At 47.8% G+C, this 15,893-nt stretch carries 14 protein-coding genes; 13 read left to right on the top strand and 1 reads right to left on the bottom strand.

Annotation, left to right across the window (positions count from 1 at the left end):
• The first annotated feature begins 11 nt into the window (after positions 1-11).
• The 11 genes from EBO34_RS12955 to pgmB all read left to right on the top strand — a co-directional run bounded on the left by EBO34_RS12955 (position 12) and on the right by pgmB (position 13,387).
• Positions 12-800: an SDR family oxidoreductase gene (locus tag EBO34_RS12955; protein ID WP_122899211.1), complete on the top strand. Its 789-nt coding sequence runs from the start codon at positions 12-14 to the stop codon at positions 798-800.
• Positions 801-1,161: 361 nt separating this feature from the next.
• Positions 1,162-1,497: a hypothetical protein gene (locus tag EBO34_RS12950; protein ID WP_122899208.1), complete on the top strand. Its 336-nt coding sequence runs from the start codon at positions 1,162-1,164 to the stop codon at positions 1,495-1,497.
• A gap of 253 nt (positions 1,498-1,750) precedes the next feature.
• Positions 1,751-2,278 (top strand): transposase, encoded by a 528-nt coding sequence (locus EBO34_RS12945; RefSeq protein ID WP_249414090.1) that lies wholly within the window; start codon positions 1,751-1,753, stop codon positions 2,276-2,278.
• A 143-nt stretch (positions 2,279-2,421) separates the two neighbouring features.
• Positions 2,422-3,300 (top strand): hypothetical protein, encoded by an 879-nt coding sequence (locus tag EBO34_RS12940; RefSeq protein ID WP_122899204.1) that lies wholly within the window; start codon positions 2,422-2,424, stop codon positions 3,298-3,300.
• A gap of 269 nt (positions 3,301-3,569) precedes the next feature.
• Positions 3,570-4,577: a LacI family DNA-binding transcriptional regulator gene (locus EBO34_RS12935; protein WP_122899202.1), complete on the top strand. Its 1,008-nt coding sequence runs from the start codon at positions 3,570-3,572 to the stop codon at positions 4,575-4,577.
• Between the two features lie 226 nt (positions 4,578-4,803).
• Entirely contained in the window at positions 4,804-5,673 is an 870-nt protein-coding gene (locus tag EBO34_RS12930; protein WP_122899200.1) for a carbohydrate ABC transporter permease, read from the top strand.
• Complete coding sequence (locus EBO34_RS20930) at positions 5,670-6,731, top strand: carbohydrate ABC transporter permease (RefSeq protein ID WP_249414089.1); 1,062 nt, start codon at positions 5,670-5,672, stop codon at positions 6,729-6,731. The genes EBO34_RS12930 and EBO34_RS20930 overlap by 4 nt, the downstream gene beginning before the upstream one ends.
• Before the next feature lie 86 nt (positions 6,732-6,817).
• Positions 6,818-8,134: a sugar ABC transporter substrate-binding protein gene (locus tag EBO34_RS12920; protein ID WP_122899198.1), complete on the top strand. Its 1,317-nt coding sequence runs from the start codon at positions 6,818-6,820 to the stop codon at positions 8,132-8,134.
• Positions 8,135-8,230: 96 nt separating this feature from the next.
• On the top strand, positions 8,231-10,318 hold the full coding sequence (locus EBO34_RS12915) for an amylo-alpha-1,6-glucosidase (RefSeq protein ID WP_122899196.1): 2,088 nt from the start codon (positions 8,231-8,233) through the stop codon (positions 10,316-10,318).
• 114 nt (positions 10,319-10,432) lie between these two features.
• Positions 10,433-12,676: a glycoside hydrolase family 65 protein gene (locus EBO34_RS12910; protein ID WP_122899194.1), complete on the top strand. Its 2,244-nt coding sequence runs from the start codon at positions 10,433-10,435 to the stop codon at positions 12,674-12,676.
• Between the two features lie 45 nt (positions 12,677-12,721).
• The gene (gene pgmB, locus EBO34_RS12905; protein ID WP_122899192.1) at positions 12,722-13,387 is read left to right on the top strand and encodes a beta-phosphoglucomutase; all 666 of its coding nucleotides are present in this window, start codon (positions 12,722-12,724) and stop codon (positions 13,385-13,387) included.
• Positions 13,388-13,759: 372 nt separating this feature from the next.
• Here pgmB and EBO34_RS12900 read toward each other — a convergent pair whose 3' ends face one another.
• A complete protein-coding gene (locus tag EBO34_RS12900; protein ID WP_122899190.1) occupies positions 13,760-14,428 on the bottom strand; it encodes a hypothetical protein in 669 nt (222 codons plus the stop codon).
• A 173-nt stretch (positions 14,429-14,601) separates the two neighbouring features.
• Here EBO34_RS12900 and EBO34_RS12895 point away from each other — a divergent pair, with 173 nt between their 5' ends.
• Positions 14,602-14,943, top strand: coding sequence for a hypothetical protein (locus EBO34_RS12895; protein WP_122899188.1), 342 nt, complete (start codon positions 14,602-14,604; stop codon positions 14,941-14,943).
• A gap of 519 nt (positions 14,944-15,462) precedes the next feature.
• The gene (locus tag EBO34_RS12890; RefSeq protein WP_249414088.1) at positions 15,463-15,876 is read left to right on the top strand and encodes a class D sortase; all 414 of its coding nucleotides are present in this window, start codon (positions 15,463-15,465) and stop codon (positions 15,874-15,876) included.
• Positions 15,877-15,893: the final 17 nt, after the last annotated feature.

Raw genomic sequence — 15,893 nt, 5'->3', positions numbered from 1 at the left:
AGGAGATACACATGGATTTGCAATTGGCTAAAAAATCAGTCGTCGTCCTTGCTTCAAGCAAAGGTTTAGGGAAAGCATCGGCTCTTGCCTTTGCCCGCGAAGGAGCTAACGTCACGCTTGCCAGCAGGAACTCAGGAAGCCTCAAGCAGGCGGCAGATGAAATATACAAAGAAACCGGCGTGAAGCCGTCGTTTAAAGAATGCGATGTCACAAACCCGGAAGACATTAAGGCCCTTTTCGCCCAGGCCGCTTCTGAGTACGGCACAGTGGATGTATTGGTCAACAATGCCGGCGGACCGAAAGCCGGGGGCTTCGACAGCCAGAATGACGAGGACTGGCAGACCGCCTTTGAACTGAATCTCTTGAGCTTTGTCCGTGCCGTCCGGGAAGCCCTGCCATATATGAAGAAAAACGGAGGAGGAAGAATCGTCAACATCGCTTCCTCTTCCATCAAGGAGCCGGTAGAAGGTCTGCTTCTGTCCAACACGTTCCGTATGGGCATCGTCGGCCTTTCCAAGACACTGGCTAAAGAATATGGCGCGCATAACATTCTCGTAAACACAGTCGGTCCGGGAAGAATCGCCACAGACAGAGTGGCCGAACTCGACCAGATCCGGGCAGACAGACTAGGCATGAGCTACGATGAAGCCAAAAAGCAGCACGAAAAGACGATTCCCGTCGGGCGCTACGGCGAGCCCGGTGAATTCGCCAAAGCCATCGTCTTCCTCGGTTCCTTCGCCAACACCTACGTCACCGGCCAGTCCATCGTCGTCGACGGCGGCTCCACAAAAGCATACTGATTTTGGTGCCTTTTCTGGTGCCTGTCACCACCCGAACTTTGTCGAAATCGTAGTCCTTTATTCAAAAATTGATCGAGCGCAGTTTCTGATGCAGAAACTGCGCTTTTTTTGTACCAATCAGCTAATGTTGTGGGGAACGGGTGTTCTTTTTGGTATTTGATATGGTATACTTTTTTATGAAGACTACCTGCACCTATTCCTCTCCCCCTGCGTCTCGACCTCTGAATATTCACCTTCTTTATCATTGGCTTTCCGTTACTCTGTACCATTAATTATTGTTGAAGACGTTCCCTATCTTCCTTATACTGTTAGGAAATGGAGATCGGCTGTAAAGACTTGAAGTTAAAAAGGAGGCAAAAAAATGAATGAGGATAAGCTGGACTTAATTGCCGCTCAGTTAGGAAATATTGAACACGATCTAGGGCAGGTCAAGAAAGACGTCACCCAGGTAAATGGACTAAAAGAGGATTTAACGCAGGTCAAGAAAGACGTCACCCGGATACATGTACTCGAAGAGGATCTAACGCAAGTAAAGAAAGATGTCACTCAGGTTTATGGACTTAAAGAGGATGTCAAAAACAGTCTGAATCAGCTTGATGGAATAAAAGAAGAATTAAAGCGATTTGATACAATTGAAGCTACCCTCAAGCGCATGGAGGAAAATCAGCCTAAAGACATTGAAGCGATTTTAAACTAAATCAAAAAGAAGCTAGACAGCCGTGACTATGAGGTACAAGTTTTAAATAAACGTATGTTCAAAGCGGAAAGTGAAATAGTAAGACTGAAGGAACAGCAATAGTTTGATTGGTGCCTGTCACCTCCCCGAACTTACCACCCGGAATTTGTCGGATTCATAGGTATTTTCTATATAAAAGAATTTATGCCCCTACGTGAAAATAAAAGGGAGGCGATGATAACTGGCGAGAAAACAAAGAGTGTGGATTCCTGAGATGTTCTATCATGTGGTGAGCAGAGGGAACAGAAGAGAACCGTTATTTATTGATGATTATGATTTTCTCGAGATGCTCCGGATTCTGGGTGAGGTTTCTCTGAAGGTTCCTTATCAGTTAGGATCCTATTGCTTGATGAACAACCATTTTCATCTGCTTATTCGCTCAAAAGAACAGTCTGTTTCAAAGGTCATGTCGTTGGTCAATAAAAAATATGCGAACTATTTTAATACAAAGTATAAGTACGAAGGGCACGTTTTTGAAAAGCGATTCTTCTCAGAGCCTGTGATGGGTAGAAGAGGAATTCTGGACGTCTCCTGTTACATTCATCTAAACCCCCTGAATGCGAAAATGGTGACCTCCGTCAGAGAATATCCCTGGAGCAGTTACCCGCTGTACTTAAGCAATACCCTTGCATCCCCCACCTATTTTGATAAAACCTTCCTGTTACATTACTTTCCCGGCACGATGGAAGAAAAGAGAGAACAGCTAATTGAATACACAGAGAAAGCCAAAGCTATGCGCTAAAGAAAAGCGTTGCTTCCATTTCCTGTGGGAGCAGCACTTAATTATTGAATAAAAGACTATGGTTTCGACAAAGTTCGGGTGGTGACAGGCACCATATAACGGTAGTAAAGTTCTACATGGAGAATACATAAAAGAGGGGTAGTATGTTTAAACACAAAGGGTTAGTAACACTGAAAAGTTTACTTGTTTTTATGGTCTTGCTGTTGATTTGGCCTCATTTACTGCATTTATTCAGCGGAAGGGGGGCTGACATAGGAGGCGGTTTCTCTCATATACTGTGGTTTTCCTTATACGCTGTTCCCGTAATCTTACTAACTGCCGTTCCTGTTACAGTTGCGGCCGGTTTTATAACAATGTGGCTTAGCGGATTATCAAGGACCGCTGTTAATTTTACCATCCATATAGGAAGTGCGGCTTTAATTGGCCGAATCCTCTTTGATGGGTTCAATGAATTTACCTATTTAGCGATTGCTGTAGGAGCATTCTTCTTCTTTTTTGACGAGTGGCCCCATGCCTGGGGGAGAAGAAATAAACGCGGTTTGATTGCTGTGACTGCACTGGTGCTGCTTTTTACCCTGATCCCTACGTGGATCTCTAATTATCAGGTGGTTCAGGATCTCAGGAAGATTGATAGTGAAGGGTTTCCTGATGTGGTCATTTTTATTAATGGCCAGGAAGTGCCCGGCACGACTGTATCAACCAAGTACCTCTCCACCGGCCTCGAAAAAAGTGACTACAAGGGTCATAGCGCAGAGATTTTGCCTAAAGGCATTCTCGAAGACTCACAGTATGATATCTATGAAGTAAATGAAGGAGATGTTCTTTCCGTCACGATGGACGGCAGCTTGAGTGAGGTCTATACACTGGAGCTTTTGTATATCGACGATACAGGGCAAAAAACCGAAGTCCTTTCTGAAAATAATAACGAGTTTGTTTTACCAGGTGAACTGGATCCCCAGGCTTTGTTATTCAGAGCTGCATGGAAAAGACATATGGTGTTGTTTCAGGTGTATGTGAAATAGGTGCCAGGCACTGCAATGCACATAGTGCCTTGCGCCTATTTTGTATTCTTGGTCTATAATTTGGAATTGTATGGATTCAAATCTGGTTACCTTAACAGAAATCCGGCATATGTTTACACAAAGCCTTGATATTCAAAAGTCCCACACCTATTAAACTAACAAATCAGTCTTTATTATTAAAAATTTGTATATACCGGTTGAAAACGATTTCATAATGAGTTAGTATAGATCTATGAAAGGCTTTTCATAAACAATGTGAGGTACTGCCTATGGAAAAAGTAACGATGAAAGATGTTTCCCGCCAGGCCGGGGTGTCAATGAGCACGGTGTCCAGGGTTTTAAATTCTCCTGAAAGCGTTAACAGGGAAAAGCGGGAAAAAGTCTTAAATGTCATAAAAGAACTTAAGTATCACCCAAATGCGTTGGCTCGGGGGTTGGTGTATAAACGGACAAACTCTCTTGGGGTTCTCATTCCGGATGTTTCCAATGCCTACGTGGCCGAGGTGATCCGCGGAATGGAGGACACGGCGCTGCACTTCGGCTACAACCTGATCCTGTGTAATACTGACCTGGATCAGGAGAAGATGGTTAAGTACCTGCAGGTGTTAAAAGAAAAGCAGGTGGATGGAATTGTTTTCACCAGTGAGCCTGTGACGTCGGAACTGAACGAACTGTTTGAGCAGCTGGGGCTGCCTGTGGTACTTGCTTCGACTCAGAGTCTTGAATACAACCTGCCGTCTGTGAAGGTGGACGATGAGAAAGCGGCGTATGATGCAGCTACCTATCTCATAGGTAAAGGGCACCGAAAGATCGGGATGATCAGCGGACCGACCTTTGATATCATTTCAGGCGCCACCCGCTACTATGGATTCCAGCGTGCGATGAAAGAAAAACTTCAGATTAACGCAGAAAACATGGTGGAGTTTGGAAGCTACCGTTTTGAAGATGGCTACAACGCCATGAAAAAACTGCTGAAGAGAAAGCCGGATATGACGGCAGTTTTCTCTGCAAGTGATGAAATGGCTGTCGGAGCTATTACATATCTACATGAAGAGGGTATCAGTGTTCCGGGTGACATTTCGATAATGGGCTATGACAATACGAAGTTTGCGAGTATGTACATTCCGAAGCTTACTACGGTTGCCCAGCCAATGTACGAAATTGGAAAAACGGCAGTAGAAAAGATGATGGAACAGCTTGAGGGGAAGGAAGAGACAACACTGCGCTCCTATCTTGCCCATCAGATTATAGAGAGAGACTCAGTAAGAGAGCGGTAATTTTTTTACCAGACTTTGAAAGGCTTTTCATAAGTTTATAGAAAGATGGGATTTCATCAACCTATTTATGAAAGGCTTTTCAAAAAAAAGGGCAAGAAGGTGCCTGTCACCACCCGAAAATTGTCGCATTCATAGGTCAATTTAATCGCCTTTATTTTCGAAGAAAAGACTAGGGTTTCGACAAAAAACGGGTGGTGACAGGCACCGGAAACACAGGAGGGGAAAGATGAGATTGAAGAGGTTCATGAAGAAGTACAAGCTTGAAATCGCCATGTTTATGCCGATCGTGTTATACATAGCTTACTTTACAATCGTACCGATCATAAACACGGTTTCCTTAAGTTTTCAGAATCCCCGCGGGAGCGGGCTCACCCTTGGGAACTATACGGCGATTTTCAATAACATCAACTTTAATGCCGCGTTATTTAACACACTGTTTATTACATTGATCGGGATTGTCCTGCAATTATCCATCGCCATTGTGGTGGCGCTGATTTTAAAACAGAAGTTTAAAGGCCGGGGATTCTTCCGGACGATGATGCTGATTCCCATGGGGGTGCCGACGCTCGTTTCGGGGGTAACGCTGCTCTTCATTTTTGGCCAGACCGGCTACTTCAATGAAATGCTGTTGCGCCTGGGCCTTATTGAAAATCAGAACTTCTGGCTTGGAGGCGGGATTGACACACTCTTTGTGATTATATTTGCCGACATGTGGAAGGTGCTTCCTCTTACGATTCTCTTATTGCTGGCAGGTCTTGAAGCGATTTCCGATGACGTGTATGAAGCGTCATCTCTTGACGGGGCCAACCGGTGGGAAACGTTCTGGAACATTACACTGCCATTATTAAAGCCGTCGATCACGATGGCGATTATTCTCCGGGCCATCGATGCCTTCCGGATTTTCGAGCTTCCTTTGGTTATGGCGGGTCGGAACGCACCTGTACTGTCCACGTTCTCGTTTGAGGAGTTCAGAAGAAATAACTTTGAAATGGCAGGGGCGGCAGCGTCGATTCTCCTCGTCATTATTCTGATTTTTATTACACTTTATATTCTCCTTGTGGAAATGAAGAAGTTTAAGGGAGGGAAGGCACAGTGAGGGATAACAAACTGTTGAAGTATACATCTTATGCGCTTTTATTAGCCTTTACTTTTGCCATGATCTTCCCTGTCTATATTTTGTTTAAAGTGTCGTTGAGCAGTCCGGAAGAAGTGATGACGGACCGGCCGACGTTTACGATTCAGCAGCCTACCCTTCAGCACTGGCAGAACATCCTGCTGACGGATAAAACAACCGATACAGGTCAGGCGATTTATGAAGTTGCTTCCGGGGAGTACACCCTCAGTAACGAAGAGGGAGAAGAAGCCACGTTCGGTGAAGGGGAAAGCCTGACGGTGAACGGGGTCACGAGAAATGTCCGCTCACTTGATGTGGAAGGAAAGCAGATTCAGGTGAGCCTGGAGGATCTCCAGGTGTTCCGGGAAGAGCTGACCACCTCGAAGACGATGTTCGGGGCGGTTACGATGAACAACCTGTACATGCCCCTTCTGAAAAGTCTGATGGTAGCCTGTCTGACAACGGTGGTGGCAATCATTATCGCTGCACCGGCAAGTTATGTGATATCGAGAATGCCGAGAATGATTGCCTATGCGGTTGTGCTGGCATTACTCGTCACGCGTATGTTCCCGGATGTGGGAATTGCGCTTCCGATCGCAACACGGTTTATCTCGTGGGGATTCATTGATTCCACTTTCGGTCTTGTTTTGGCCCACCTGATTCCCAACCTGCCATTTCTCGCTTGGATATTGGTCGGAACCTTTATGATGATTCCAAAAGACCTTGAGGAATCGGCTATGGTTGATGGGGGAAGCCGGATTACAGCCTTGGTGAGAATTGTCTTCCCGGTCGCCATGCCGGGAATCGCAGTCGGCGCGATTTTCGTCTGGCTCAACTCGTGGAATGAATTTATCTTTGCACGCTACCTGTCCACAGAGTCAGGTACACTGCCGCTGAGAATCTATGAAGTGATCACAAACGGCAGTATTTTTCCAGCAGCAGCATACTCAATGATCCTTACCATTCCCGTTATTTTCATTACGTTCCTACTGCAGCGCTACCTGAAATCAGGCATGCTCTCGGGGGCCGTAAAAGGATAACCGGAGTGTAAGATATGGGCCTGCCGGGAGAGGGGATCTCCCGGACGGACCCGGACATTAATTTTAACTAACAGGGGGAAAGCAAAATGAAGAAGATGAGAACGTATTTAACAGTGTTGACAATGTCGGCGTTCGTACTGGCAGCCTGCGGCGGTACAGATGACACGAATGACGGTGGCGATGACCAGCAGGGTTCAGATGAAGCAGGGGAAACAGAAGGCGGCGACGATGACATTCTGTCAGAAGAGGAAGTTACGGAGCCTTCTGAAGATGGGGTTCTTCACGTATCATTCGGTCTTGGTGAAAGCGAGTGGGCCGTGTTCCGTACGGAGATTCTGCCTGCCTTTGAAGAAATGACAGGCATTGAAGTCCGTGCCGTTCAAGTGGAAAGCGGCGATCTGGTAAACAAACTTACAGCTGAAATTGACGCGGATAATGTAACAATTGATATGTTTGCCCAGGACGTTAACCACCTCACAGGCCTTGTGTCACGTGACCTTGTGGAAGACCTTTCAGACTACCGCGATGTTGTGCCTGACAGTGTGATCGACGGCATGATGGAAGTATCTGAATTCGAAGACGAGCTTCTTTTCCTTCCATATCGTCCGAACGTGGAAATTACATTCTTCAACGAAGAGAAGTTTGACGAGTACGGCATCGATTTACCCCGGAACTGGGATGACCTTTTAGAAACCGCTCAGGCGCTTGAAGAAGAAACAGGTCAGGGACGTGTAGCGATCAAAGGGATCCTCGAAGACGACACGGTTCTTCACATGTTTGACTTCATCCGTTCTGCCGGCGGCGACCCTCACCAGTTTAACGATGAAGGAAGTATTGAGGCGATGACATTCCTTCAGGAGCTGTGGCCGCACCTTTCCGAGCAGAGCACAACAGCGAACTGGGATACAATGAACCAGTATCTTGAAAATGACAGCATTTACTTAGGCAAAAACTGGCCTTTCTATATCGGTGAGTTCCACGCCAACGGTAAAGATGAAATCCAGGCATATGCTGGCTGGGAAGGTCCGGAAGGCATGAGCCATGCGCTTGGGGGCGAAGTGATCGGGATTCCGCGGGGGTCTGAGAACGTAGACGAAGCGATTCAGTTTGCCGAGTTCCTTATGTCTCAGGAAGTGCAGGAGCTTCTTGTAAGTGAGCTTGCATGGCCGGCGGTCCGCTCTGACGCTTATGGTCTTGTTCAGGGTTACCAGGAGCCGTACTTTGAAGCGATCCGTGACGCTCTTGAGCATGCAGAACCACGCGGCAACGTACCTTACTGGGAAAATGCAGAGCAAATCTACATCGACGCCTTCCAGCAGATCGTTGTAAACGGTGAAGACGTAGAGTCAACCCTTAACAATGCAGCCGCTGAAATTGAAGAGCTGCGGGAAGATGCTGAATAATAACTAAAGACTAGAGGCTGTCCCAGCGGTAATCTGTTGGGACAGCCTCGAAAGTTTAAAGGACATTTAACGATATACATAAACGGAGGTATCACTATGAACACCCATGTCGTACGAGATCATGACTTATTTTTAATCACCAGCTCCACAGGGGAAGTGTCATCTGATCAAAACGAAGCGGGGCTCGGGCTCTACACGAAGGATACCCGCTTCCTCAGTGCAAACGCACTTAAAGTGAACGGGAAAAAACCAAAGCTGCTTGCGGCAAGAGAAGAAGGGTACAACCTCTCATCCTTCCGCCTCATGCATGAAGAACCCGATAAAGGCGCCGTGGAAATCCTCCGCACTCCTTTTATCCATAACGGCACGATGTATGAAAAAGTAACGTTCAAAAACTATTTCCCATATGAGTACAACTGCGAAGCGGTATTTCACTTTGAAGCTGACTTTCAGGATATGTTTATTGTAAGAGGCTTCCGAACCGGAGAAACGGGAGACGTTCAGCCGAGCACCCAAGGGGAAAACACGTTCACCCTGAACTATTCAGGTAAGGACGGGGTAAAAAGAAGTACTGCGATCCGTTGGAAAAGTGATGCAACTGGCCGCGTGGAAGAAGGGGATCTGATTTTTCCAATGAATCTCCGTCCACAGGAAGAAACGAGCATCGTGTTTACGATTACGCCTGCCCATGACGGTCAATCGGCTGAGCCTATCGGGTATGATGAAGCAAAAGCAAGACTGGTGAAGAGCTATGAAGAGTGGGAAGCGTCGTTTCCGAAGCTGAGCATGAAGCATCCGGCTTTTGACGGCATGTACAAGCAGGGCATCAAGGATATGAAGATGCTTCTTGTGGATGTCGGCTACGGCGACATTCCAGTTGCCGGCACGCCGTGGTATGCTGTGCCTTTCGGAAGAGACAGCATCATTACGACTCTCTTTATGCTTTCATCGAAGCCGGAGCTGGCTAAAAATACCCTCCGCACCCTGGGCGCGTATCAGGGGAAAGAAGTAAACAAAGAGCGTGATGAGGAACCGGGTAAAATTATGCACGAACTCCGCTTCGGAGAACTGTCCACAACCGGGCAGACGCCGTTTACCCCTTACTATGGAACGGTTGATGCGACTTCATTGTTTCTTTATCTCGCTGCAGAGTACTATCACTGGACGGCAGATGATGACCTGATCAAAGAACTGAAGCCGTCGCTGGATGCGGCACTTGCCTGGATCCGCTCAAAAGAAACGGCCCGCCCGAACGGTTTTGTTTCCTATCATAAACAGGCAGACAAAGGAATCCCGAACCAGGGTTGGAAAGATTCCTCAAACTCCATGGTCCATAAAGACGGCGCTTTTGCCGCGTCACCGATCAGCCTCGTTGAAGTTCAGGGCTATGTGTATGCGGCTAAAAAAGGACTGAGTGCCATTTATGAAACGATCGGCTGGCAGGATGAAAGCGACGTTCTGAAGAATGAAGCATTGAAGCTGCAGGAGGAGATTGACAACCATTTCTGGGTGGAAAAAGAACAGTATTACGCCCTGGCCCTCGATGAAAACGATGAGCAGGTTCAGTCGGTCACGTCCAACCCGGGCCATCTGCTACTGGCAGAAGTAAAAAGGGATGCCTCTGTTGTAAAGCGTTTGTTTGCACCGGACCTGAACAACGGATATGGCATCCGCACCATGAGCGATCAGGAAAAGGGATACAACCCCCTAAGCTACCACAACGGCAGTGTCTGGCCTCATGATAACGGCATGTGCCTCCTCGGCCTGAGCAAGAAGGGATATACAAATGAAGCGGCTGCATTAATGAAACAGCTTCTTGACGCGTCTCTTGAGTTTGAGGACCAGCGTCTGCCGGAGCTTTACTGCGGTCATGATCGTCAGAGTGAGGGACTTGTACCCTATCCAACTACTTGTTCCCCGCAGGCATGGGCAGCTGCAACCGCACTGCTGTACACCCAGGCCGTAACGGGTCTGAATCCCGACGGTGTCTCAAAAACCGTCACGGTCAACCCGGCCTTTTTAGAAGGTGTAGAGAAAGCAGAAGTAACAGGGGTGAAGCTTGGAGAAGGATATCTATCCCTGAAACTGATGAAAACAGACAACGGATATGACTACAGCGTGGTGGAGAATACATCGGGGTACGAGGTGGTGCCTGTCACCACCCGAACGGTGTCGAAACCATAGGCCGTTTCTATCTGAATATCTTTGAATAAAGACCTACAAATTCGACAAATATCGGGTGGTGACAGGCACCGGCACAAAGAACCGGGCACCATTCGAGCACAAGGAGTGTTTGCATTGACTTGGAAGCTAACGAGAACTGCGATAAACAACGAAGAACTGCTCACCAACGAAAGCCTGTTCGCGATCGGGAACGGCTACATCGGGGTCCGCGGCAATTTTGAAGAAGGATACGGCGAAGGAATGACATCGATCCGCGGTACGTACATCAATGCGTTCCACGATGAAACAGGCATTGAATACGGAGAAAAACTCCACGGATTCCCTGAAACCCAACAGAAGCTGCTGAACGTCATCGATGCCCAGACAGTGGAACTGTACCTGGACGGCGAGCGTTTTTCACTGTTCGATGGAGAAGTCCTCAACTACGAACAGAGTCTTCACTTTGACCGTGGGTTTTCCGAGCGTATAGTGGACTGGAGATCACCAAAAGGAAAAGAAGTGCGCCTTCATATCCGACGTCTTACCTCTTTCGTAACCAAGGAACTCTTCGCCATCGACTATAGAATTGAAGCCTTAAACGACGTGAAGGAAGTCAAAATCATCACTACTGTAAACGGAGATGTGACCAACTTTGTCGACCCGAACGATCCGCGGGTGGCGTCCGGCCATGCAAAGCGTCTGAATGTCCTCGACGCAAAGCACGAAAACTGCACAAGCATTGTACAAAACGAGACATACGAATCTGGTTTAAAGGTCGCCTGCACTTCAACAACTCAACTTGCAGACCAAACCGAGCCTGAAGCAGAAGTAGCCCAAGGCGAGGTAAAAGAGACGTACACCGCTTCTCTCGAAAGCGCAGTTCAGTTTACGAAAAAGAGCATCTACACCGACACCCTCCGTCACGGCGACCGGACAGCTGAAAATGGAGCGGAACTGCTCACCGAAGTCTCGGACCAGTCCTTCGACGACCTTCTCGCTGAGCAAAAAGACTACTTGGACAGCTTCTGGAGCACAACGGACATCCAAATCGACGGTGACAGCGATCTTCAGGAAGGGATCCGCTTCAACCTGTTCCATCTTCTTCAGTCTGCCGGTAAGGATTCTGTGAGTAACATTGCTGCCAAAGGGCTCTCGGGTGAGGGATATGAAGGGCATTACTTCTGGGACACGGAGATCTATATGTTCCCGGTATTTCTCATGAGCAACCCGGACCTCGCAAAGAATCTTTTGCTTCATCGCTACTCCCTGCTGGACGCAGCTAAAGAAAGGGCGCGGGAGGTAGGTCATACGAAGGGCGCTCTCTTCCCCTGGCGCACGATCACCGGTACGGAGTGCTCCGCCTTTTTCCCGGCAGGCACGGCGCAGTATCACATCAGCGCTGACATTGCCTACAGCTACATTCAGTACTATCTGGTGACGAAGGACGAGGCGTTTTTGCGTGAGTATGGTGCGGAGGTGCTGTTTGAGACGGCGCGGCTCTGGCTGGATACGGGTCATTTTTACAACGGGCAGTTCCGGATCGATGATGTGACGGGGCCTGACGAGTACACATGTATCGTGAACAACAACTACTACACGAACGCTATGGCGAAGAACAATCTCGTGTGGGCGGTGAAGGCGTATGAGCTGGCCGGTGACGCGGCCGGGTGCGGCGTTACGGCAGGCGAAGCGGCAGAGTGGGCGGAAGCAGCTGAGACGATGTACCTTCCATACGACGAGGAGCTCGGCATTCATGCCCAGGATGACACGTTCCTGCAGAAAAAAGTGTGGGATCTTGAGAATACACCTAAGGAGAAATTTCCGTTATTATTAAACTATCATCCGCTCACCCTGTACCGCTATCAGGTGTGCAAGCAGGCGGATACGATCCTTGCCCACTTCCTGCTCGGGGAAGAGGACGAGGATGTTGTGAGACGTTCGTACGATTACTACGAAAAGGTGACGACGCACGATTCGTCCCTGTCCTATTGCGTGTTCAGCATCATGGCATCGAAGCTCGGTTACGATGAAAAAGCGTACAACTATTTCAACAAAACGGCACGTCTCGACCTGGATAACACCCACGGTAACACGAAGGACGGCCTGCACATGGCGAACATGGGAGGCACGTGGCTGGCCATCGTCTACGGATTTGCAGGCCTTCGGGTAAAAGAAAGCGGAATCTCGTTTTCCCCAACGCTCCCTGAACAATGGAACCGGCTGGCGTTTTCGATCCAGTATCAGGGTCGGGTGATCAGTGTGACACTGGAAAAAGCGCGTGTCACGTACACGTTGAAGTCCGGAGCCGCCTTGACCATTAAGCACGGAAACAATGACGTTTCGCTTACGGAACAAGAAGCAGTAACAGAGGAAATTTAACTTTGGAAGGGGGCGCTGTCCCCCTTTTACTGGAGGCAGATTGGGATGAGTTCAACCATTAAGGCGTTTATTTTTGATCTTGACGGTGTCATTACAGACACTGCCGAATACCATTTTCAGGCGTGGAAGGCACTAGGCGAGGAGCTCGGCATTTCGTTTGGCCGCGACTTTAACGAGCAGCTCAAAGGCGTGAGCCGGGAGGAGTCCCTGGAGCGTATTCTTGCTCTTGGCGATCGGGACCTCGGGCTGAGCGAGGAAGAAAAAGCCGCATTATGCGCGAAGAAGAACGATCACTACAAGCAGCTGATCGAAGGAATCTCACCTAAGGATATCCTGCCGGGGATCGAAGACCTTCTTAAAGACGTGAAGGCAGCCGGCATTCCGATGGCGATCGGTTCGGCAAGCCGCAATGCCCCTGCGATCATTGAGAAGCTTGAGCTGAACGGATACTTCGATTACATCGTCGATGCCGGGAAGGTAACGAAAGGCAAGCCCGATCCGGAGACGTTCACTGTCGCGGCTGATCACTTTGGGGCAGACTACGGGAGCTGCGTCGGAGTGGAGGACGCTCACGCCGGTATCGAGGCGCTGAAAGCAGCCGGTATGTTCGCAGTAGGCGTCGGTTCTGAGGAATCTCTCGGCAAAGCCGATTACCGCGTGGACAGTACGGAACAATTGAAGTTTGATGCAATCGTCCAGAGATTCGTTTAAGCGGTGCCTGTCACCACCCGGATTTTGTCGAAAACGTAGGACTTTTTTGTAGAGATTTTTTCTGGTGCCAGGATCTGTGAGCAGTACTGTACACAGATCCTGGCATATTTGTGTTGGAGGGGCGTATTTAGGAATTAAATAAATAAATGTAGTTCTGTCAATATCGCCGGTTCAAAAGAGTGGCGGGAGAAGATAAATTCTATCAAATACCAATTAAATTCTATCGATAATGCATTTTATTCAATCAAAAATGTCATTAATTCTATCAAAAATCCAATTTATTCATCCAAAAGCTAAAGTGCAGCATGCCAGACAAAGTTTCCAAATAAAAACGCCGGCCCTTCGCAGAGGTGAGCCGGCTTTATATAATGTTTATTTCACTTCAAACGTCTCGATGACATGGGGAAGTTCTTCATTTATCATCGTCTGAAGCTGAATCAGTTTGTCTTCGTTCTCCGGTTCTAGCAAGTCATCACTCGGCTCCGAAGCGATATTGTAGGAAAATATGTATTCTTCTGAGGAGGCTATATACACCCACGGCGTGTCCTCGAGGTACTCCTCGCCATACTCTCCCGGCAGGACATCGATAGAGAAAAAGAAATGGGAGAACTGGTTATCTGGTGTGTAATTGATGATGAACGATCGCACCGCATCAGGTGCATCGTCGCTTTGCTGAATCGAAATGAGACCTCTCCACGCTGCAGGAAATTCGAGCGAAAAACCGAATTCGTCATTTTCATAAAGGTAAGGTTCAGCCCCCTCCGGTACATGCAGCGTTTCTTGTTCCTCGTCAGATACGATATCTTCTTCAGGGTTGGAGTCAGTTTCAGGCGGCTCATTTTCTCCGTCGCCTTCTTCTTCTGCAGGTTCGGGCTCATTAACAGGGGTATCTTCTTCATCTTCAGGTTCTTCAACTATTACGTCATCTTCTTGTCCAGCTTCTGTTTCCTCATTTTCGTCGACAGCATCATTTGTTTCCGTGCTCACACAGCCGGATAAAATGATGATGCCTGCCAATCCCAAAAGTACCAATCGCTTCAACAGCCCCACGCCCCTCTCACGTTCGTACTATAAATTTTACCATAACGCAGCCTTCTTTAGGTGCCAGGCACTGTGTTTATCATTTCACACAGTGCCTGGCACCTTTTCTTGTACTTGTTTTTAGAAATGATGAATAGGATAAGACAAGTGCACATATAAGAGGGGGCATGGAGATGAATATTGGGAAACGGGCACTGGCTGCGGGATTGGCTGTATCGATTGTATCCATGTGTGTATTGCTGGTTCTAGGACTTGGGGCGTATGCGCTGGCGGGGCTTGTGGGACTCGCGTATCCGCTTGTTACATTGCTCCGGGGGGAGAACGTTCACCGGGTTTATGGAACCTTATCATTGATGTTTACCGGGTTGATTGCCATCATCTTTTTAACAGACATTTTTTATAATCATTCGGGATTGGTTAGTGCAGGAGGATTTATGTTTCTGCTGGGATTGTTTCTCGCACTCTTCGGTGTGTGTTATAAAGACAGAGCACATGAAGTCACTGCAGAAAAGTAGAGTGAAGAATCATAGAAAAAGCCTGTCACTTGAGCAGTGGCGGGTTTTTGTGTTGATGGATTGAGGGAAGTTCTGTCGATTAAAGAATATTCATGTCATCTTGCGGGTGTTTAATTAAACGTTTATTTAACAATTCAAATTGCGACATAGGATGTGTGAAAGTGAGAATGACCGACAATCCCTTGATGTTGTTATGCTAATTTCCTTAATATGTAATCGAGGTGAAGGCGATGGACTATCAGTCCAACTCTGGTCCCTATTCTGAGGATCAGGTACTGTATGAGACAGAAAAGCGCACGGTGGAATTTGCTATGAAAAAGAGCCTTGTCCATCGTAAAAAGGAATGTTACTTCCTATGTGGTTTCGCAGGAGGCACAACTCTTTTTCTGGTAAACGTACTTGCTGGTCTGGGTGGATTCATCGGTTACTTTTATGGGAGGCAGAGAGTTTTACGTCCTTTTCAGACAAGACTGGCAAAATTGGAACAGAAGTTTGCTAAAGAGCATGAGCGGAAAAAAGGTGCGCTTAGACTTTACCGTTGGAGATACGATCGGATTGGTCTCGTTCTCGATGCTCGACCAGGACCTTCCCATCATTCACGGGACTCATGAAGACGAGCTTGCCCGGGGTGTCGGCCATCACCAGGCAACCGCCCTTTCTGGTGAAGGAAAACAAACGTTGTTATCGGGACACCGGGACAGTGTGTTTCGCAATCTCGGCAAGCTTGAGCTCGGAGATATAGTGGAAGTGGTCCTTCCCTACGGAGAATTCAGGTATGAAATTACAGATACCTATATTGTGGACGCTGATGACCGGACCGTCATAGACAGCACAATTGACACTGAAATCCTCACCATTTCAACGTGCTATCCGTTCAGCTTTATTGGCCCCGCACCGGACCGCTATATTATCGAAGCGGTGCCATTGGACTAAAAAGAGGGTTCTCCAAA

It is taken from the genome of Alteribacter keqinensis (assembly GCF_003710255.1).
In the GTDB taxonomy this organism is placed as follows: domain Bacteria; phylum Bacillota; class Bacilli; order Bacillales; family Salisediminibacteriaceae; genus Alteribacter; species Alteribacter keqinensis.
Note: the sequence above shows the minus strand (reverse complement) of the source record. Positions and strands in the feature narration are given on the sequence as shown.